Annotated in this window: 21 protein-coding genes; 7 read left to right on the top strand and 14 right to left on the bottom strand. The window is 37.1% G+C overall.

Features of this window, described 5'->3' with window-relative positions:
- Positions 1 to 30 precede the first annotated feature (30 nt).
- The gene (locus Q0X89_RS08115) at positions 31 to 1905 is read right to left on the bottom strand and encodes an ABC-F family ATP-binding cassette domain-containing protein (RefSeq protein WP_297692969.1); all 1875 of its coding nucleotides are present in this window, start codon (positions 1903 to 1905) and stop codon (positions 31 to 33) included.
- Positions 1905 to 3131, bottom strand: a complete 1227-nt coding sequence (locus Q0X89_RS08120; protein WP_297692971.1) for a DUF4105 domain-containing protein — start codon at positions 3129 to 3131, stop codon at positions 1905 to 1907. The genes Q0X89_RS08115 and Q0X89_RS08120 overlap by 1 nt, the downstream gene beginning before the upstream one ends.
- A 70-nt stretch (positions 3132 to 3201) precedes the next feature.
- On the opposite strand from Q0X89_RS08120, the gene Q0X89_RS08125 reads away from it, so the two are divergent.
- Complete coding sequence (locus tag Q0X89_RS08125; protein ID WP_297692973.1) at positions 3202 to 3951, top strand: CDP-alcohol phosphatidyltransferase family protein; 750 nt, start codon at positions 3202 to 3204, stop codon at positions 3949 to 3951.
- 53 nt (positions 3952 to 4004) lie between these two features.
- Here the strand turns inward: Q0X89_RS08125 and Q0X89_RS08130 are convergent, their stop codons facing one another.
- The 5 genes from Q0X89_RS08130 to Q0X89_RS08150 form a co-directional block, all read right to left on the bottom strand.
- Positions 4005 to 4424: a hypothetical protein gene (locus Q0X89_RS08130; protein WP_297692975.1), complete on the bottom strand. Its 420-nt coding sequence runs from the start codon at positions 4422 to 4424 to the stop codon at positions 4005 to 4007.
- Positions 4425 to 4524: 100 nt separating this feature from the next.
- Positions 4525 to 5265: an LPS export ABC transporter ATP-binding protein gene (gene lptB / locus Q0X89_RS08135; RefSeq protein ID WP_297692977.1), complete on the bottom strand. Its 741-nt coding sequence runs from the start codon at positions 5263 to 5265 to the stop codon at positions 4525 to 4527.
- Between the two features lie 63 nt (positions 5266 to 5328).
- A complete protein-coding gene (locus Q0X89_RS08140) occupies positions 5329 to 5679 on the bottom strand; it encodes a carboxymuconolactone decarboxylase family protein (protein ID WP_297692979.1) in 351 nt (116 codons plus the stop codon).
- Positions 5663 to 6502, bottom strand: coding sequence for a twin-arginine translocase subunit TatC (tatC, locus tag Q0X89_RS08145; protein ID WP_297692981.1), 840 nt, complete (start codon positions 6500 to 6502; stop codon positions 5663 to 5665). Before tatC ends, Q0X89_RS08140 begins: the two co-directional genes overlap by 17 nt.
- Positions 6502 to 7467 carry a KpsF/GutQ family sugar-phosphate isomerase gene (locus Q0X89_RS08150; protein WP_297692983.1) on the bottom strand — a complete coding sequence of 322 codons (966 nt, stop codon included), beginning with the start codon at positions 7465 to 7467 and terminating at the stop codon, positions 6502 to 6504. Before Q0X89_RS08150 ends, tatC begins: the two co-directional genes overlap by 1 nt.
- Positions 7468 to 7699: 232 nt before the next feature.
- On the opposite strand from Q0X89_RS08150, the gene recQ reads away from it, so the two are divergent.
- A complete protein-coding gene (gene recQ / locus Q0X89_RS08155) occupies positions 7700 to 9901 on the top strand; it encodes a DNA helicase RecQ (protein WP_297692985.1) in 2202 nt (733 codons plus the stop codon).
- Between the two features lie 90 nt (positions 9902 to 9991).
- On the opposite strand, the gene Q0X89_RS08160 is transcribed toward recQ, so the two are convergent.
- The 3 genes from Q0X89_RS08160 to Q0X89_RS08170 are packed head-to-tail and all read right to left on the bottom strand — an operon-like array spanning position 9992 to position 10961.
- Complete coding sequence (locus Q0X89_RS08160) at positions 9992 to 10291, bottom strand: CCC motif membrane protein (protein WP_297692987.1); 300 nt, start codon at positions 10289 to 10291, stop codon at positions 9992 to 9994.
- Between the two features lie 22 nt (positions 10292 to 10313).
- A complete protein-coding gene (locus Q0X89_RS08165; protein WP_297692989.1) occupies positions 10314 to 10640 on the bottom strand; it encodes a CCC motif membrane protein in 327 nt (108 codons plus the stop codon).
- Between the two features lie 15 nt (positions 10641 to 10655).
- Positions 10656 to 10961: a DUF2752 domain-containing protein gene (locus Q0X89_RS08170; RefSeq protein WP_297692991.1), complete on the bottom strand. Its 306-nt coding sequence runs from the start codon at positions 10959 to 10961 to the stop codon at positions 10656 to 10658.
- A gap of 227 nt (positions 10962 to 11188) precedes the next feature.
- Between Q0X89_RS08170 and Q0X89_RS08175 the strand changes: the two genes are divergently transcribed.
- A complete protein-coding gene (locus Q0X89_RS08175; RefSeq protein WP_297692993.1) occupies positions 11189 to 11737 on the top strand; it encodes a Smr/MutS family protein in 549 nt (182 codons plus the stop codon).
- Between the two features lie 5 nt (positions 11738 to 11742).
- Here Q0X89_RS08175 and Q0X89_RS08180 read toward each other — a convergent pair whose 3' ends face one another.
- On the bottom strand, positions 11743 to 12249 hold the full coding sequence (locus tag Q0X89_RS08180) for a hypothetical protein (RefSeq protein WP_297692995.1): 507 nt from the start codon (positions 12247 to 12249) through the stop codon (positions 11743 to 11745).
- 115 nt (positions 12250 to 12364) lie between these two features.
- On the opposite strand from Q0X89_RS08180, the gene Q0X89_RS08185 reads away from it, so the two are divergent.
- On the top strand, positions 12365 to 13513 hold the full coding sequence (locus Q0X89_RS08185) for a cysteine desulfurase family protein (RefSeq protein ID WP_297692996.1): 1149 nt from the start codon (positions 12365 to 12367) through the stop codon (positions 13511 to 13513).
- On the opposite strand, the gene Q0X89_RS08190 is transcribed toward Q0X89_RS08185, so the two are convergent.
- The 3 genes from Q0X89_RS08190 to Q0X89_RS08200 are packed head-to-tail and all read right to left on the bottom strand — an operon-like array spanning position 13500 to position 18337.
- Positions 13500 to 14162, bottom strand: coding sequence for a hypothetical protein (locus Q0X89_RS08190; protein WP_297692998.1), 663 nt, complete (start codon positions 14160 to 14162; stop codon positions 13500 to 13502). The genes Q0X89_RS08185 and Q0X89_RS08190 overlap by 14 nt on opposite strands.
- Positions 14163 to 14172: 10 nt before the next feature.
- Positions 14173 to 16641, bottom strand: a complete 2469-nt coding sequence (locus Q0X89_RS08195) for a TonB-dependent receptor plug domain-containing protein (protein WP_297693000.1) — start codon at positions 16639 to 16641, stop codon at positions 14173 to 14175.
- A 4-nt stretch (positions 16642 to 16645) separates the two neighbouring features.
- Complete coding sequence (locus Q0X89_RS08200; RefSeq protein ID WP_297693002.1) at positions 16646 to 18337, bottom strand: M23 family metallopeptidase; 1692 nt, start codon at positions 18335 to 18337, stop codon at positions 16646 to 16648.
- 209 nt (positions 18338 to 18546) lie between these two features.
- On the opposite strand from Q0X89_RS08200, the gene Q0X89_RS08205 reads away from it, so the two are divergent.
- The 3 genes from Q0X89_RS08205 to rny all read left to right on the top strand — a co-directional run bounded on the left by Q0X89_RS08205 (position 18547) and on the right by rny (position 21023).
- On the top strand, positions 18547 to 18837 hold the full coding sequence (locus tag Q0X89_RS08205; RefSeq protein ID WP_297693004.1) for a hypothetical protein: 291 nt from the start codon (positions 18547 to 18549) through the stop codon (positions 18835 to 18837).
- Between the two features lie 14 nt (positions 18838 to 18851).
- Positions 18852 to 19148, top strand: a complete 297-nt coding sequence (locus Q0X89_RS08210) for a cell division protein ZapA (protein WP_297693006.1) — start codon at positions 18852 to 18854, stop codon at positions 19146 to 19148.
- Between the two features lie 306 nt (positions 19149 to 19454).
- Complete coding sequence (gene rny, locus Q0X89_RS08215) at positions 19455 to 21023, top strand: ribonuclease Y (RefSeq protein WP_297693008.1); 1569 nt, start codon at positions 19455 to 19457, stop codon at positions 21021 to 21023.
- Positions 21024 to 21058: the final 35 nt, after the last annotated feature.

Raw genomic sequence — 21058 nt, forward strand, 5'->3', positions numbered from 1 at the left:
TTAAATAAATAGGAATATTGCACTAGTACATTAGTCTTCCAATAGCATCGAAAGCTCAAACCACCGCTCCGTTTTATCCTCTAGTTTTTCTATAATATCTTTTAATTTTATAGATAAAACATCTATTTCTTCTCCAGACATGGAAGTATCAGCAAATTGATTTTGAAGCTCCTCTTTTTGTTTTTCTAAGTTCTGAATGGATTTTTCTAACTTGTTGTACTCTTTTTGTTCTTCAAAAGACAGTTTTTTGTTATCGGACCGCCAGGAACTTTTAGTCGCTTTATTTTGAATGCTATTCCCTTTATTAGCCCGTTGTTCTAATACCGCACTGTCTTCATAAGCCCTGTAATCTGAATAATTACCGGGGAAATCTTCAACAATTCCATCCCCCTTAAAAATAAATAAATGATCTACTACCTTATCCATGAAATAGCGATCATGAGATACCACCAGCAGGCATCCGGGAAAATCCAATAAAAAACTTTCGAGGATATTTAAGGTAATAATATCCAGATCATTGGTAGGCTCGTCAAGGATAAGGAAATTAGGATTCTGGATAAGGACAGTACATAAATAAAGTCTTTTTCGTTCTCCGCCACTAAGCTTTTCCACAAAATCATACTGTTTCTTCCTGTCAAATAAGAACCGTTCCAGAAGCTGCTGAGCCGAGAGTTGTCTTCCTTTTTTTAAAGGGATGTAATCACCAAATTCCCTTATGACATCAATCACTTTCTGACCTTTTTTTATCGTAATCCCATTTTGAGTGTAATATCCAAATTTGATAGTCTCACCGATTACAATCTTTCCGCTATCCGGCTTTTCCGTGCCCGTTACGATATTCAGAAAAGTAGATTTACCCGTACCGTTTTTTCCAATAATTCCGATTCGTTCTCCTCTTAAAAAATTATAATCAAATTTATCCAGCAAGGTAATTCCCGGATAACTTTTGGAGACTTTGTGTATTTCCAAAATTTTACTGCCCATACGCTCCATATTTATCTCCAGCTGAATTTCATGGGTCTCTCTGCGTTGATGCACCTTTTCTTTGATGCTATGGAAATCATCAATGCGAGATTTGGATTTTGTGGTTCTTGCTTTTGGCTGTCTTCGCATCCATTCCAGTTCTTTTTTAAAGAGCAATTTGGATTTATGCAGTTCTACCGCTTCAAGTTCCAATCTGGCTTCTTTTTTCTCCAGGTAGTAAGCGTAATTACCCTTGTACGAATAAAGTTGCCCATTATCCAATTCAAGAATTTCATTACAAACCCTTTCCAAAAAGTACCTGTCGTGGGTAACCATAAATAGAGTTATCTTTTTTCTGCTGAAGTAATCTTCGAGCCATTCTATCATTTCCAGATCCAAATGATTTGTAGGCTCATCGAGGATTAACAGATCTGGTTCATTCAAAAGGGCATTTGCCAATGCCAGTCTCTTTTTTTGTCCACCAGACAAACTACTCACTTTGGTTTTGAGATTGTCCAGTTTTAATTTAGAAAGAATTTGCTGGTATTGGGTTTCAAAATCCCAGGCATTATTTCTGTCCATAGATTCGAATGCCTTCTGGTAAGCTTTTTCGTTTTCGGGATGTTCCAGAGCGGCTTCATAGGCAGCAATTATTTTTAGAATCTCATTTTCAGATTCTAAAACGGTCTGCTCAACTGTTAGGTTTGGATTAAGACTGGGCTCTTGTTCCAGGTAAGAAATTCGAATTCCTTTGCGGTAGTTTACTTCCCCGCTATTCGGCACATCTTTCCCGGCCAGGATATTTAAGATTGAAGTTTTACCTTCCCCATTACGTGCGACCAATGCAATTTTCTGATTCTTATTTATTCCAAAAGAGAGGTCTTCAAAGAGGGCTAATTCTCCATATGATTTGGCTATATTTTCTACAGAAACCAAATTCATTAAAGGCTTGGTTTAGAATTTGTGAAATAACGGTATAGCAGGGCGTACCTAAATCCGAGTGTGGCAAATACAACAGATATTAAAGGTGAAAACTGTTGAATTTGAAAAATCCATAGGATTAACGTAATAGTCATTAAAACCAGCAGTCCAAGGATATATTTACCCATCCATTTTGGTATCCGGTCTTTTCTAAGCAGAAAATAACAGGCGGCAATATTGAATGGGAATGCCCAAAGGATATTAAAATTATTTGCGGTTGAAGAATGATCAGTAAGGAACCATAAGAAGAATATGAGTAAGCCGGCCGACCCGGTAATCAGAAATAAAAAAAAGTCGAGCCACCTGCTTCGTGTACCATTTCTTAGGTCTATATATGATATTGATAGGGTAAAAAGTAAAAGAAGGAGTAACCAAAAAAGCGGTGTTAACCCAAAATTATAGTTAAATCTTTTATCGCTATAGTCAAGAACTGAACGTTCCCTTAGGATTAAAGGATTCGCAGCCAGTGTTGTATTTTGCATTTGCAGCATTACATATTTAGGCAGGAACATATACTCTTCCGATGCTGCTTCTCTGTCTATCACAGACCCAAGGGCAAGGTCTATGCCAAAACTGGACCATGAATTAGTGAGCAGATTTTGATGTATCAGATCTCTGAAAGTCAATTGGTTTTTAAGATGTTCTCCATGATATTCAAGGTTGTCTCCAAGAACCTTCTTTAATATTTGCGGTAATTTAGTGGCACAGTTATCAAATAAGAAGTCGTATTTATAATCCCTGTTTTCGGGCTTTCGATTGTTTTCTAAAAATCTGAATAAGTCGTTTCGTTCCTTCGCGTTAAGTTTTAATATTTGTTCTTTTACCCATCGGTTCTCCAATTCATAGGTAAATAAGAAATCTGAAAAGGTTGAAACACGCAAAGAATAAAGCAATTTCCCTTTGGCGAATTTATAATAGAAATTAGGGGTATTAAAATCAAAAGTCCCGTAATTATATACCCAATTTATTCCATTTGCAGAGTCCTGAACCCTAAAGGCACTATGTCCAAAGCTTGAATAAAGTTCCTGACCGGCGTCACATGTGATGATACTGATCTGGGCATCATCAGACAGCTGAGCCTGAAGGGAAAAACCCACTAAGGCAATCCATAATGAGTTAATGAAACAAAGTTTTTTAAATGAGATTCTTAGTGCTCTGATCACTTGTGGAATAACTATTAATGGCAAATATCCGAATAAAATATGTTAAGAAAGAGTTAGAATAAAAATTATCTTATTTTTACTGAAACCGCAAACCATGAAGAAACATATTCCACAGTTTATTACCATGCTTAATATTTTATGTGGATGTATTGCGACAGTATTTGCCGTTTTAAATAAGTTGGAACTGGCCGCAATTTTTGTTTTTCTGGGGATTATTTTTGATTTCCTTGACGGTTTGGCCGCAAGATTGCTTGACTCCCAGAGTGAATTAGGAATTCAGCTCGATTCACTAGCCGATGTTATCACAAGTGGTCTTGTACCTGGTATCGTAATGTTTCAACTGCTGGCTATGTCTCAAACGGGGGGTTGGAATCTGGAATTCTCCGATAATTCGAATGCTTTGACCTGGACCGGAATAAAAATATCGTTTCTTCCTTTTTTTGGCTTTTTGATTACTTTGGCTTCAGCCTATAGATTGGCGAAATTCAATATAGATGAAAATCAGGTTACTACCTTTATTGGCCTTCCTACTCCGGCAAATGCATTATTTATACTATCCCTTCCATTGATACTTTTAGACCAGGGTAATGATTTTTTAAGTCAGATAATTTTAAATCCATGGTTTCTGATTATTATCACGATTCTGAGTTCTTATCTGTTAAATTCGAGAATAGAATTATTTACCTTAAAATTTAAAAACTGGAGTTTTAAGGATAATGCCTTGCGCTATATTTTCGTAATTGTAAGTTTGGTCTTGTTGCTAACGACAAAATTTTTAGCAGTACCAGCCATAGTATTTTTTTATGTTGTTAGCTCCATAGTATACAAGCTTGGCGCTAAATAAATTATAGAGTTTACAAATTGGGGGGATTAGGGCTGGAGATTTGAACATAATTCTTATTGCTTTGTCATAGAAAAAGTACCGCCATTTCCGTTACTTGCAGTCCAATTTCCTGAAATTTCAGTACTCGAGGCATTATTACCAAGTAGTTCTATAGCAGTGCCACCGCATTCATCTTCACCACTTGCGGTAAATTTTTTATTTGAGACCCACCAGGCTCCCTGAAAGGTACATAAATCCTGGGAGTCAGTTTCAGCGATTATTTCCCCGTTCATTTGTAATGTAAAAACGAAAATTGCAGTCCCAAATGATCCCTCAAGAGTTCCATTCCAGGTACCTACAAGTTTGGTATCAATGGTCCTCTCAGATGAAACTTCTGCTACCTCAATACCATTATCATCCGATGAACAGCTGATATTTATCATTTGTGTCGAAACAATTATAATGATCAGGCAGTTAAGGATTAAATTTTTCATAACAGTGTGCAATTTTTAACAAGACATCTAAATTACGTAAACCATTAATATATTAGGCAATATTGGTAAAGGACTATCTTAAATTATCTTGAGGTTAAATTTAAAAGTCAAGTTTCTTTTTGCGCAATTCAAAGTTCTGTCCTAGATAAACTTTACGAACCATTTCGTCTTCTGCAAGGACTTCGGGAATACCAGATTTTAGTATTCCTCCTTCAAACATGAGGTAGGATCGCTCTGTGATTGCAAGGGTCTCCTGCACATTATGATCTGTGATCAGGATACCTATGTTCTTATTTTTCAGTTGTGCTACAATTCGCTGAATATCTTCAACTGCAACCGGATCAACGCCGGCAAACGGTTCATCCAGAAGTATAAACTTGGGGTCTGTGGCCAGGGCTCTTGCTATTTCTGTTCTTCGGCGTTCTCCCCCTGATAATAAATCACCCCTGTTCTTTCTAATATGTCCAAGTCCGAACTCTTCGATTAGTGACTCCATTTTTAAGTGTTGTTCTTTTTTACTAAGTTTAGTTAGTTGTAAAACACTTAAGATATTATCTTCAATACTTAATTTTCTAAATACGGAAGCCTCCTGAGCAAGGTAACCAATACCATTTTGAGCCCTTTTGTACATTGGAAATTTTGTGATCTCCGTATCATCCAGGAAGATCTGTCCTCCATTGGGTTTTATAAGTCCTACAATCATGTAGAAGCAAGTAGTCTTTCCGGCTCCGTTAGGGCCCAGCAGTCCAACTATCTCTCCCTGGTCTACCTCCAGTGAAATACCCTTTACCACCTTGCGCCCCCTGTAGGCCTTCATTATGTTATCTGCTCTTAATTTCATTCAGAAGAATTATCATTCAAATCTAAGTCATATAACCTTCAGCTGTAGCGAATTATACTTTTTTTAACCTTCCTGTAGCTCAAGTTGTTCCCAAAACTCATAAGCTCTTCGCAAATGAGGAATAACAATTGTGCCTCCAACTAAGGTAGCAATACTCAGGCTTTCCATAACCTCTTCTTTAGTTGCTCCACAATTATAGCTGCTTTGCAAATGGTACTTTATACAATCATCGCAGCGTAAAACTGCAGACGCCACAAGGCCCAATAATTCTTTGGTTTTTACGTCCAGTGCACCCTCACTATAAGCATTAGTATCAAGATTGAAGATTCTCTTTATTATTTTGTTATTATCGGCTAACAATTTCCCATTCATTTTAGAACGGTAGGCGTTAAACTCCTCAACGGGATTTGACATTTTTAGTTACTTTTTTGGCTTCTCTTTTTAATACAACTTTTGAAATATAGATGCTGATCTGGTATAGAATTAAGACGGGAACGGCTACAATGATCTGACTGGTGACATCAGGAGGGGTGATAATCGCTGATAGTATTAAAACGATAACCAATGCGATCTTTCGATACTTCTTCATAATCTCCGGAGTAATCAAACCAACCTTAGTCAAGAAGAAAATGATAATAGGTAATTCGAATAAAATACCGCAGGCGATGACCGAGGTGCGAACCGTTGAAATATATGAACCTATATCGAATTCATTCAACACCTCTTTGCTTACCTGATAAGTACCCAAGAAGTTAATCGATAAGGGTGCGACTACGTAATAACCAAAAAGCACACCCATAAAGAAAAGTAGTGAGGCTATAAGGATAAAACCGCGGGAATTACTTCGTTCATTTTCCTTAAGCCCCGGACTTATGAATTTCCATATTTCCCAAAGCACATATGGGAAGCCAATTATAAATCCGGCCCAGATAGATGTCATTATATGTGCGGAAAATTGTCCGCCCATCGTTCTACTTTGAATTGTAAAGGGAAGTTTATCCGCACAGAATGCCGAATCAAAACCCAACGATGTGGCGATATGGCAAAAAAAGCGATAGGTTGGAAAATCCATTTTCTTTGGTCCGAAAATTATGGTATCAAAAATAAAGTCTTTCACTAAAAAAGCCACAATGCCAATCAGAACTACTGCAATGGTTGAACGAATAAGATGCCACCGCAGTTCTTCCAGATGGTCCAAAAAGGACATTTCATTAGGGTCGCTAGCTGTTTTCGCCATTAAAGTATTCCTTCATTAATTAGATTGTGTAAATGAACAACGCCAACATATTCCTTTCCATCTACAGCCAGTAATTGTGATACGCTGTTAGCCCGCATCTCTTTCAACGCTTTTATGGCGAGAACGTCTGCTCCAATGGTTTTAGGATTAGTTGTCATTATGTCTTTAGCCTTAAGGCCATTTATGTTTTCATATTTTTTAAGCATTCGTCTAATATCACCATCTGTAACAATTCCAACAAGCTTGTCATTCTTCATTACGGCTGTAACGCCCAACATTTTTTCTGAAATTTCGATGATAACCTCTTTTACATCAGCATCGACACCAACCTGGGGTTTTAAATTATTTTTTGAAATATCCGAAACTCTGAGATATAGTTTTTTACCTAAAGTACCCCCGGGATGATATTTAGCAAAATCCTGACTGCTGAATCCTCTTAATTCCAAAAGACAAATAGCTAAAGCATCACCCAATACAAGTTGTGCAGTAGTGCTTGTGGTTGGTGCAAGATTATTTGGACAAGCTTCTTTCTGCACAAAAGTGTTCAATATAAAATCTGCATTTTCAGCAAGGAATGAATCCGAATTACCACACATTCCAATTAACTTATTATTTCCGAGTTTAATTAACGGCACAAGCATTTTAATTTCCGGGGTATTCCCGCTTTTGGAAATACAAATAACCACATCATCTTTCTGGATTGTACCCAGATCACCATGAATGGCATCAGCTGCATGCATAAATATTGCAGGTGTACCTGTAGAATTTAAGGTAGCTACTATTTTTGAGGCTATTATAGCACTTTTACCAATTCCCGTAATTACAACGCGCCCCAATGATTCGTAAATGCAGTTTACAGCACTTGCAAATTCATCGTCTAAAAGTGTAGCCAAATGGGCAATGGCTTCACTTTCAGTTGTTATGGTTTTTTTGGCCGTGGCTAATATAGCTTTGTGATTGCTCAATATAGTTTTGAAATTATATGTTTACAGCTTTAGAAATTAACTTAATAAGTAAACAGATTTTAAAAGAATGTATTATATTTAAGAAAACAAAATTACATAAACTTATTTTATAGAAGATTCTAATCTACGAACAATATCATTTAACATATTACCCACCTAATAATAAGAAGACTTATCTTCATTTTGATTACGAATATCAATATAATGCGAGACTCTACATACTAAATTTGCAATGATTTTGAATGAAATTGAACTACATGCTGCGCTAAAAAAGTATTTTGGTTTTTCCAAATTTAAAGGACTTCAGGAAGATGTTATAACAAACATCATACAAAATAAAAACACCTTTGTAATTATGCCCACCGGAGGTGGCAAATCACTTTGTTATCAGCTGCCTGCTCTTATAAAAGATGGAACTGCTATAGTTGTATCGCCATTAATCGCCCTTATGAAAAATCAGGTTGATGCCATAAGAGGTGTTTCTGCACATCCGGGAATTGCCCATGTATTAAATTCTTCATTAACCAAAACCCAGGTAAAGGAAGTAAAACAGGATATTTTAGATGGCATAACTAAATTACTCTATGTAGCGCCCGAATCCCTTACAAAAGAGGAGTATGTGGAATTTTTACAATCTGTACAGCTTTCCTTTGTGGCTGTAGATGAGGCCCATTGTATTTCTGAATGGGGGCACGATTTCAGGCCGGAATATAGAAATCTTAGGGCTATCATAAACAGGCTGGGAGATAACATCCCCATAATTGGTTTAACCGCTACAGCAACTCCAAAAGTACAGGAGGACATTATTAAGAATCTCATGATTACGGATGCAAAGGTTTTTAAAGCATCTTTTAATCGGCCCAATTTATTCTATGAGATTAGGCCTAAGACCAAAAATGTGGATGCTGATATTATTCGGTTTGTAAAGAAAAATGTCGGTAAATCGGGAATTATTTACTGTTTAAGCAGGAAGAGAGTTGAAGAACTAGCCCAGGTATTGCAGGTTAATGGTATTAGTGCTGTGCCTTATCATGCCGGATTTGATGCTAAGACGCGCTCTAGGTATCAGGACATGTTCCTTATGGAAGAAGTAGATGTAGTCATAGCAACTATAGCTTTTGGAATGGGGATAGATAAACCGGATGTGCGATATGTTATCCATCATGACATTCCCAAAAGTATTGAAAGCTATTATCAGGAAACGGGCCGAGCAGGCAGGGATGGGGGCGAAGGTCACTGTCTTGCATTTTATTCGTATAAAGATGTTGAAAAGTTAGAGAAATTCATGTCTGGTAAGCCGGTAGCAGAACAGGAAATTGGAAATGCCCTGCTTCAGGAAATTGTTGCCTATGCTGAAACATCCATGTCTCGGAGAAAATTCATTCTTCATTATTTCGGCGAAGAATTTGATGAGGTTAACGGTGAAGGGGCAGATATGGATGATAACGCCCGAAATCCGAAGAAAAAGGAAGAAGCCAAAGAAAATGTTGTTAAGCTAATTAAGGTAATTCAGGGCACCAAAGAAAAGTTCCGGGCAAAAGAAATTGTATTTGCACTCATGGGGTCTAAGAATGCACTTATTGCTTCTCACAAAACCGATGAAAAACCATTTTTTGGAATAGGATCCGACAAAGATAAAAGTTATTGGATGGCCTTAATTAGGCAGGTATTGGTTGCAGGGTTGCTAAAAAAAGAAATTGAACAATACGGCATATTGCATGTTACCAGTGCCGGGGCTTCATTTCTTGAAAATCCTGTGTCCTTTATGATGACCAAGGATCATGTTTATAATGAAGAAAATGACCAGGCCATAGTTACTGCAGCAAAAAGTGCGGGAGGTGCTGCTGATGAAAAATTATTGCGTTTACTCAAAGATCTTAGAAAGAGTGAAGCTAAAAAGTTAGATGTTCCTCCTTTTGTGATCTTTCAGGACCCTTCCCTTGATGATATGGCTCTTAAATATCCTATTTCCATGGAAGAATTGGTAAATATACATGGGGTAGGTGAGGGTAAGGCCAAGAAGTATGGAAAGCCATTCTTATCCTTAATTAACAATTATGTTGAGGAGAATGAAATAATTCGTCCGGATGACCTCGTAGTAAAGAGTACAGGCGCTAATTCTGCACTTAAGCTATATATTATTCAGAATGTTGATAGAAAGTTGCCATTGAATGATATTGCCTCTGCAAAAGGCCTTGAATTGGAAGAATTGGTAAAGGAAATGGAACAAATAGTTTTTAGCGGCACCAAACTGAATATAGGATATTGGATAGACGAAATCCTTGATGAGGATCAACAGGAAGAAATTCATGATTATTTTTTAGAAGCTGAATCCGACAATATAAAAGAGGCGCAAAAAGAGTTTGATGGTGAATATGAAGATGAAGAATTACGACTATACCGGCTGAAATTTATGAGTGAGATAGCTAATTAACAAGCATAAACTTAAATACAAGAAAAAAACCCTCATTATGAGGGTTTTTTATATTTTATCTTCGGTAATTTAATTAGTTTTAATGTCCTCTTAGAAATTTCCACTCGTAATAAAAGCAGCTATAACTCCAAAATACAGGATCCCGAAAACCAGATATATCAAAGCTAGGGCCATTCCAACATAAGATAAAATGCGGCCAGTCCTTACACTTTCATATCCCGAATAATTTTCGGGATGATTCTGATAAAGTCCCTCTGCCTTTTTAGCACTGCTTAAACCAATAATACTAAATATGATCGCAAAAGGGCCGCAACATGTAATGGCTCCTATGATAGATATAATGCCCATTGTCAAAGCATTACTTGCACCGGGTAAAGGCTGTTGATTCATTTTATATGTTTTTCAGGGATATTTATTGCTCCCATTGTTCTCTCATTTCATTCACTTGTTCCATGTAGGCATCCCAGCCACCAATAGCAGAAATGGAATATATGACCCAGATACACCATAAAACGCCCAGGACTATTCCAATGATAGCTAAAATTTTTGCGGTTTTAAGCTGACTATAGTTGGAATAGAGTTCAGGATTCTCCTTGTATTTGTTTTCATCCTTATATACCAGGAAAAAGGCAATACCGGCTAAAATAGCTGCTGGCAGGCCACCAAAACAGCAACATAGATAGGAAAGAATTGCCAGTACAATAGCTATAGTTACATTAGGTAGTTTTTGTTGTTCCATGAAGTAATGGTTTGGTTAAAAAAATTTTAAAATATAGTTGATCAATATTGTCGCTACACTCGTTATAATCAGGAATATACTGATTTTATTTGCATATTTTATCTTCATAAAATTATCCAACAACAAAAAACCCGTCAATAATATTAGAGGGTAGATTGCAGGGTACATTCTGAAAGCCTCTATAAATTCCCCATGAAATAGTAAAACAGCCGCTCTTTGAATACCGCATCCGGTACATTCAATACCTAAAAGCTGCTTGTTGAGACATGGCAGCAAATAGTCTTCACCTATAAAAAGCAATATGGATAAAGCGATTTTCATTCTGGCCGATTAATCAACTGAAAAATACTATTATTTTTGAGGAATGAAAACAAATCGAATCATTTATTTTTTACTGATTACGGCCGGTGCAATTATAATGGCAACAAGGGACCAATGGGCTAAGCAAGAGTACGCCATGTGTGTGGGAATAATTTTGCTGATGTTCGGAATTTATAAAACTTCGAAAAATTGGACTAATACAGAAAAGTGAATAATAACCAGTGATTATGAAAAAATTTGAACAAGGGGAGAGGGTTGAGGTTATTGACGATAACATTAATGGGATAGTTATAGCCGTTTCCAACAATTTTATAACGATACGAACTAATGAAGGTTTCGATATGGATTTTGAGGCATCGGAATTAATGCATACAGAAGGGCTTAACCCTATAAAAGTAAGCAATTTTGAAGCTGCCCGGGTGAAGGCAGATAAGGAACAGGCCGGTAAACGAAAAACCACTAAAGTTCGGCCTAAAGAACGAAATGTGGCCAAAATGGAAGTAGATCTCCATATACATCAACTTGTACCCTCTTCAAAAGGGATGAGCAATTATGATATACTCAATATACAGCTCGAAACTGCTAAGCGCCAGCTTGAATTTGCTCTAAGTAAAAGAATACAAAAAGTAGTCTTTATTCATGGTGTGGGTGCCGGCGTACTAAAAGAAGAATTGAATTATTTATTTAAACGGTACGAAAATGTAAAATACTATGATGCGGATTATCAAAAATATGGGTTAGGGGCTACCGAAGTATATATTTATCAGAATCCATGAATTACCTACTCGGTAGTAGTAATTGTACCGAAATCATTTATTCTCAGATCTGTTATCCTCTGGCCCAAAGAATTAACAAAAGAAATACCGCTTAATTCAATTTTATGTTCAAAAATAGTAGAATCGTTTTCGCTTTGCATTGTAGTAATTAAAACTTCTCCACTTTCTGCTTCGAACTCATCAGTAACAGTAGGTATGACAGGAGGTACAGCATCGCAAAAATAATTGCTTGAAACGTTGTCGGAGAAAGTCCGGTATATAAGTTGAGATTGTCCTGGAACCGCGCTGACAATAGTATCTGCAGAAACTTCATTCTTTAAAAGGCCACTTTGCAATTCAAGAACTAAAGCTTCTGTTGTTTTTATTTTAAAGAATAATGTACTGTTGATCGTAGTGGTGGATTGACAGAAAGAGATACTAGTATCGTTAAAATCTATGGTTTCAATTACAAGATCACCGTCATCACATGAGTTAAACAAACACAAAATAAAAACTAATAATACTCGATTCATAACTCAAATGTAAATGAATTTAAGGCTATTATCCTAGTGTATTGTACTCAATTTATGAAGAGTTTAAGTTTATTTCGATTATTTTTGGCCGTGTCTCACAATGCAAAGCTTTTAGATGCAAAAGATCTATTTTGATAACGCCGCTACAACCCGGGTTAGGGAAGAAGTAATTGGAAAAATGCAGGATGCCCTGGCCAGCTGCTATGGTAATCCATCTTCTACCCATGGATTTGGAAGAAGCGCTAAAACAGAAATTGAGCAAGCGCGCAAAACAATTGCGAAATATTTAAACGCCCACCCTTCGGAAATAATATTTACGTCTGGAGGTACAGAAGCAGACAATATGATCCTTAGAAGTGCCGTCAGGGACCTTGGGGTGCATACAATTATAACTTCAAAAATTGAACATCATGCGGTTTTACATACCGCCGATGCCCTGGTGAAAGAGTTTGGTATACAAGTTCAATACGTGGATCTTGATAGCTTTGGCAACATTGATCTTGTGCATTTGGAACAGTTATTGGAAGCTGATGATTCTAAAAAATTAGTGAGTTTAATGCACGTAAACAATGAGATTGGGAATATTTTGGATATTCATGAGATAGCAAAATTATGCAAGTCTAAAGGTGCACTTCTCCATTCGGATACTGTACAATCTATAGGTCATTTTCAATGGGATTTGCAAGCCACGCCAATTGATTTCATTGTTGCCGCAGCTCATAAATTTCATGGACCCAAAGGCGTTGGCTTTGCCTTTATAAGGAAAAACACCAATTTGGAACCTTTAATAATTGGCGGTTCACAAGAACGCGGTTACAGGGCCGGCACAGAAGCATTTCACAATATTGTTGGTCTAAGGGAGGCCTTCGTTGCGGCATACGACAACCTGGAAGAAGAGAAAGAATACATATCAGGATTAAAAGAGTATTTTATCAATAAAATAAAAGTAGCTATCCCTGAAGTTAAGTTTAATGGCTATTCCGGGCATTTGGATAGAAGCACTTATACTATAGTTAGTGTTTGCCTGCCTTTTAATGAAGAGAAATCACAAATGCTTTTATTTCATTTGGATCTTAAAGGAATTGCTTGTTCTGAGGGAAGTGCCTGTCAGTCCGGAGCCGATGGTGGTTCTCATGTTCTAGCAGAAATTTTGTCTGAGGAAGATCTACAAAAGCCTTCTGTGCGATTTTCATTTTCGAAATATAACACCAAAGAAGAGGTAGATTACGTAATTGAGGTTTTGAAGGAGTTTAGTCAGTCTTAAGATTCTTTTTCAATTTTGACCTTTCCTTGTCGTAGGGAAATTTGCGAACCAATTTTTTCATCATTTTATCAATCAGGTCATTTGTATTTCTTCCCGATTTCTTAGTGATTTCATTCTCATATTTCCATAATAATTTTCCTGTTTTACCATCACTTATTTTAATTCCAATTCTGCCATAATTGGCATCGCCAAGTATATAGTCCATAAAGCTAAACTCTTTCGGTATTCCTTTTGAAAGCAAGATATTAATATCCAAATTCCCACTGATTATGGCATCTACTTCCAGAATTTCACTAAGTTCTTTAATGGTATAAGTATCTATATTATCGTAAGTGATGTTTTTTTGTGCGAGTAAAGCATTTGTATTTTTAGTATTTTGAAAATCGACCGTGAATTTCTTCTTTTTCTTTCCGAGCCCAAAATAGGTCTCCAGGGCATCCTGCACGGCATAACCTTCTTTCTCTTCTAACTTTTTTGATTCTTCTTTGGAAATTTTTTCTTCCAATTCAAGATGAGTAAAAAACGGAATAATAGCTAACTGTTGATGACCCTCACTTAAGACATCGAATTTACTGCTTTCAAATACATTTTTTTGGGCATTGATTACTGTGCCGCAGGCAAGAAGGGTTATAAAAAATAATTTTTTCATTCGAAATAATCTAAAAACGCATACTTAATTTCAGGTTGAACACACGGGATGTCATATAATTGGGAACCGCAAACTCCAGTTTTGTGTCCACATCTCTTACCCATGTATTAGTTATAGAATTTTGATTGTTGAATAAGTTGTATATCTCAAAACCAACATTTAATTCTTCAAAGCGGTATAACCAATGATTTTCCGGGTATTGTTTATTTAATCCTACAAAAATATAGGAAATACCGAGATCTGCACGCTTATAATCTCTTAATCTATTCTGAAAATTATAAGGATCGGCATAACTTGGGGAACCTCCGGGCACGCCCGTATTGTATACCAGGTTCATGTACATCCTTAAACTGGGGATTGTAGGGATGTAATCCTGCCACAATATGCCTAATTGAAACCTTTGATCTGTTGGCCTTGAAATATAACCTCTGTTATCTATATTTTCCTCAGTTTTAAGGAAACCCAAACTTACCCAGGATTCTGTTCCCGGTACAAATGCACCATTCATTCTCATATCAAATCCATAAGCATATGCCGTTGCATTATTTGCAGCGGCGTAACGAATCCTTACATCTTCTAGAGTATACGGGTTTACATTGGTCAAATTCTTATAGTAAGCCTCACTTACCAGCTTAAAAGGTCTGTTCCAAAGTTCAAAACTATATTCATTGCCAAGTACAAAATGTGTGGATTTCTGAGCTTTTACTCCGGGTTGAATAGTACCTGTCTGATCTCTTAATTCTCGATAAAAGGGCGGTTGCTGATAAACTCCTGCGGCAATTCTAAATAACATGTCGACTTTCCATGAGGGTTTAATTGCAAACTGTCCTCTTGGGCTGAAAATAATCTGAGAATTACTTGGAAATCCTTCCCCGCTAAGTGTCCAGTAATGCGTCCTGAAACCTATGTTATAATAAATGTTATTGGTACTCCAAAGAGTTCTTTTGCTATATTGAAAAAACCCTGATAAGCGATTAGTTTTTACAAAATTCAAGGCAGAAATAGATGTATAGGGAACTATCGGGGCTATAAAAGGTTCCTGCGGTTGGTTGTTTATAAACTCATTGTTTGGCGGCCTCACGGAATAGCCTAATGAGTCTAAAAATTCAGATTCACGAATTTGATCTCGAAAGTCCTCATGAGTATATTTAATTCCCCATTCCAGGGATACTTCATTTTTACTGAACTCGCCTCTGTGCGCCACATTTACAATAAGAGCATCAAGATCATTTCTGGCTCTGTTAAATTGAGTGCCTAATCCTCGTGTTGAGGTTACATCACCCAGATTATTGCTGCCTAGATCAGTATCTATCTCACCCAATTCATATTGTGAAATGACATCTGAATACTCCTCTTCGGTTGTATGGTATACAGATGTTATAAAACTTAGAGAAACGTTGTCATTTGGATAATAATCTGCTTTCAGTGCCCCAAGACTTGTTTGATAATTATTATTTTCTTCACCTTGATAATACACGACAAGGGCCTTAGGATCACTAATAGTTCCAAAGTTGGTCTGCCTTGAAAGTGGCACATTCTTATAGTTATTAAAGGAAAGGTTTCCCAAAAAATTAAGGCTAAATTTACCTGAGAAATGATAAGTAAGATAAGTCTGCAAATCAGCAAAAGCAGGCGTGAAATTTGTATTGGTCTGCTGGCTATTTACAAGCAGACTGTTGTCTCTGTAGCGCAAGCCAGATACACTGGTAAATTTTTTATTTTTTGAGTTTGTTTCAAGAGTAAGGCCTGCGCCTAAAAAGCTTGCATCTATATTCAACCCAAATTCTGACGGGTTTTTATAAGTTATATCCAGTACAGATGAGAGCCTATCTCCATACTGAGCCTGGAAACCACCGGCAGAGAATTCCAGATTTTGAACCATATCGCTATTCACAAAGCTTAATCCTTCTTGCTGACCTGAGCGCACTAGGAAAGGTCTATAGACTTCAATTCCATTTATATAGACCAGGTTTTCGTCATAATTGCCTCCTCTTACAAAGTATTGTGTACTTAGTTCATTATTTGAAGATACTCCAGGAAGTAATTTTAGTACATTTTCTACCCCTGCATTGGCACCGGGAATTTTTCGAACGAGTTCAGCAGAAATTGTTGTGATACCTTCAGCGCTTTTTTCTCCGGTGGCCGTGACTTCAACACCATCTACCTGAATTACATCGGTTTTCATTACCGGATTGAATTCGAAGGTTTCATTCGTAGTGAGGATTAAGTCTTCAAGAACTACATTTTTATGGCCTAAATGAGTAAAAACTATGGTTATTTCTTTATCCGCAATTACTTCGAGCAAATAAAATCCGGTAGAATCTGTATAAGTACCATTCCCTTTGGTAGTGATATTTACATTAGATAAAGGCTCATCATTGACATCCAGGACTACTCCTGTAATTGATGCTTTTTGTCCACTCACAACAGCAAATGAACCAAAAAGAAAAAGAGGGAATAAGAGTTTAAAACACTTCAAAAGTCTATTTTCTGAAAAAACTACTGGTAAAGGTATTTGAATTACCTACGTTATCTGTAACGACTACTTTAAGTTCACATTGCGTTTGATTTAGAATTTTATCGTCAAAATTATAGGTGAGAGTTTTTGTTTTGGGCTCGTATTCCATTAAGATCCATGCCCCGTTTAATGTAGCGGAATAAGTGTCAATGCCACTTAAATCATCGGAGATTACAAGACTGAGATAGCGATAGTTATTTAACCACTGTTTTTCCTTGAAATTCTTAGGGCGTATTTTGGGTGGAATAGTGTCTTGGGCAAGAGTATAAGTCCCCAGACTTCTCGTTCTGGTGGTAAAACTTGTACCCCTTTTAAAGGTATTCATGTAATTCGCTTTCTTTTTTTTGTCAAGGCGGGCTATAAATAATTTCTTACGTTCCTGAGGAGCGTATTTGGAGACATCAAAAGTTATTGTAAAGTTTTTGTGGGCAGGGATTCTATTGTTGTGAATTACTACTGTATCCTCCCCTTTTTGCAGGTCCATATAAAAATTTTCATAAAACGTATTTGCCGGAAAATACACTTTAGCTGCACCAAGGTCGTAGTTATTAGGTTGTTTGGCGATAATAAAATAATCTGTTTTTATTTCCTCCTCTATTACCAGTGGTTGCTCTCTCTTGCCTTCCACAGGTATAACTAATTTTGTCAAATTATTATTCAGATCCTTAATCAGAATTTCAACATTGTAATTTAGTCCCTCCCTTACTGAAATTTTTCCCTCATTGTATACTTGTTTATATATTTCAAGACGATTGCCCGGAGCTATAAAACAGCGTTGAATTCGCTCGTTATATTTCCCAAAATGATCGTAATCTATTAGCGTATTGATATATCGGGTTTCGCCAAATGAGAAGGATTCAAAATTAAAATCGGAGTAAACTTTTCCATTAACTACTTGTTGAATTGAATAGACTCCGTTCTTATTGGCAGCCAGATCTTGCCTGTCATAGGTGTTTATTCCAAAACCGATTGTCCCCGCTGCATATACGTTTTCTGCCAGATAACTACCGTCTTTTTGTTTGTTGAATTTAATTTGAATTTTTTTTGTGCTTCTATTTACTTGTGCATCTTCAGATAAAGGATAGGCAAACAGATTCAATAGGACGGGATTGGTGGCATCCCTTACCTCTAATCCATAAAGAAGCGGATTCGTGGGTTTTTCTGATATACTACTTCTTATTTCAAAATGCAGATGTGGTCCGGACGATCCACCCGTATTACCGCTATATGCTATAACCTGATCTTTCGATACCTTAATGTCCCCATAATCCGGGAATACCTCAACCTCATAAGATTTTTTCTCATATTGAATCTTTTTAATAAAGGCTTCAATTTCCGGGGAAAATTTTTGAAGATGTCCATACACCGAGGTATAACCATTCGGATGGGCAATGTATATGACTTTCCCGTAGCCCCAAAGTCCTATCTTAATTCTAGTTACCGTGCCATCCCCAATAGCATATACAGGTAATCCCTGTCTCTGTTGGGTTTTAATGTCAATGCCCGAATGAAAATGATTTGATCGTAACTCTCCAAATGTGCCGGCTAGAATTATGGGTATATCCAAAGGAGCCCTAAAAGTATTTAATGGGTACTTTTCCTGACCCATAACGGAGAGAACTGAAAGAAGTAGGAGGCTTAAAATGCGTATTCTCATAAGTGCTAAGTTGATGCGAATTTAATTAATACGAATTAAACTTGGAAAAAAGGTCTGCTAACTCCTACAATTTTCTTTAATCTTTGATTAGGTTTTTGGAATACCCCAAATCAAAGCATTTACAAAATTACTTCAGGAATAATTGCAAAAACTATTGCGAAGTCGTTGAAGGTGTGTTAACTTTGTGTAAAACGTATTGTAATTTGCATATGAGCGAATTGGTTGAAATCGTTGATTCCTTGGAGAATAAAATTAGCAAGCTTCTGCACAAAATAGAATTGCTAAATCAATCTAAAATTAGGTTGGAGCAGGAGATTGTGACACTGAGAAATGAGGATGACACACTGAGGAATACCATTTTGGAATGGGAAGAAAGATATAATTCTCTCAAGCTTGCAAATTCTATACTGGGCAGTGATAATAATAAAACTGAAGCAAAGCTCAAAATAAATACATTGATTAGAGAGTTGGACTACTGTATGGCTCAACTCGCTGAATAGTGTGACAAAGAAATATGGGAGAGAAGCTGAAAATAAAGCTCTCTATCGCTGATAGGGTATATCCTTTGACCATTGACCCGAGTCAGGAAGAAGGACTAAGAAAGGCTGCAAAAAATATAGAACAGCTTGCCAAAAAATTTGAGCAAAATTATGCCGTTAGAGACAAACAAGATGTACTGGCCATGTGTGCCTTGCAGTTTGCCTCTAAGATTGAACAACGTGGCATAGATAATTCAGAGGATACCAAAGAAGTAACAGAACGTTTAAAAGCGTTGGATCAGTTGGTAAACTCTAAGCTTAGTATAAAATAAGTTCTTTAACATAATACAAAGTTACTGCCCACATTGGTATTTAATTTTTGACGAACTCAACACTAATTTGGCCTTCTTGTAAAGGATCCTTGATCAACCTGGTAGCCCTAAACCTGTTTATTGGAGTTTGTACAGAACTTCACCAATGTGGGTTTTTTGTTTTTAATTGGTTTACAAATTCAATTTGAGACCTGATCTCGATTTGTTTTATACCCTTAGTACTTGGTAGGGGGCTAGCGCCACATTTGAGTGCTGCATTCAAACTTTAACAAGGGGGCAGGTAAGTATTAATTATTAAAATAGGTTATGGATATTACAACAATTGCAATAGCAGCTTTGGTTGGTTTAGTTATAGGTTTGCTGGTTGCGAAGGCTTTGGAGAAAGGCAAAGCATCAAAAACCATTGCAAATGCAAAAAAAGAGGCAAATTCTATATTAAAAACCGCCAATCTTGAAGGCGAGAATATTAAAAAAGACAAGATTTTTCAGGCAAAGGAGAAGTTTTTGGAGTTAAAAGCGGAACATGAGAAAGTAATCATAAACAAGGACAAAAAGATTGCTGAAGCTGAAAAAAGAACACGGGACAAAGAATCGCAGATTAGCGGTGAACTTTCAAAGAACCGTAAGCTGAATGAACAGCTGGCAATAAAGCTCAAGGATATAGAACATAAATCTGAGCTTTACGACAAAAAGCAGTCAGAACTTGAAAAACTTCATAAAAGTCAGGTTCAACAGCTAGAAGTAATTTCTGGCTTATCTGCGGAAGATGCTAAAAGTCAGCTCCTTGAGTCTTTAAAGGAAACGGCCAAGACAGATGCTATGGCTTATTTGCAGACCACAATGGAGGATGCTAAACTTACTGCCCAGCAGGAAGCAAAGAAAATAGTCATAAATACCATACAACGCATCGGTACAGAGGAGGCTGTGGAAAACTGCGTATCTGTATTCAACCTTGATTCTGATGATGTTAAAGGCCGTATTATTGGTAGGGAAGGAAGGAATATCAGGGCACTGGAAGCGGCTACGGGAGTAGAAATTATTGTTGATGATACGCCAGAGGCCATCATACTTTCCTGTTTTGACTCAGTAAGAAGAGAAGTAGCCCGATTATCCCTTCACAAGCTGGTTACAGATGGTAGAATTCATCCGGCCAGGATAGAAGAAATTGTGCGAAAAACTGAAAAGCAAATTGAACAGGAAATAGTTGAGGTTGGAAAACGTGCGGTTATAGATTTGGGAATTCACGGATTACATCCTGAATTGATTAGAGCAGTGGGTAGGATGAAATATAGATCTTCCTATGGTCAGAACTTATTGCAACACTCAAGGGAGGTAGCAAAGCTTTGTGGAGTAATGTCCGCGGAATTAGGTTTGAATCCCAAAATAGCAAAACGAGCCGGCTTACTTCACGATATAGGTAAAGTGCCAAATACCGAAGCAGAAGTAGAAACACCGCATGCAATCTTAGGTATGCAATGGGCCGAAAAATTTGGTGAAAAGCCAGACGTATGCAACGCTATTGGGGCTCACCATGATGAAATTGAAATGAAGACGCTGATATCCCCAATCGTGCAGGTATGCGACGCTATAAGTGGAGCCCGTCCGGGAGCAAGAAGACAGGTGCTGGATTCCTATATTCAAAGGCTAAAAGATCTTGAAGATATCGCTTTTGCTTTTGGAGGCGTCCAAAAAGCCTATGCCATTCAGGCTGGAAGGGAATTGAGAGTTATTGTTGAAAGTGAGAAAGTGAGTGATGAAAAAGCGGCACAGCTATCTTTTGAAATCTCTCAGAAAATTCAAACAGACATGACCTATCCGGGACAGGTAAAAGTAACCGTTATACGTGAAACGCGTTCGGTTAATGTAGCCAAATAATAAGTATTTTTATACAAACTGAAAAACGAGCTTTA

The sequence above is a fragment of the uncultured Eudoraea sp. genome (genome assembly GCF_947258525.1).
Taxonomy (GTDB): domain Bacteria; phylum Bacteroidota; class Bacteroidia; order Flavobacteriales; family Flavobacteriaceae; genus Eudoraea.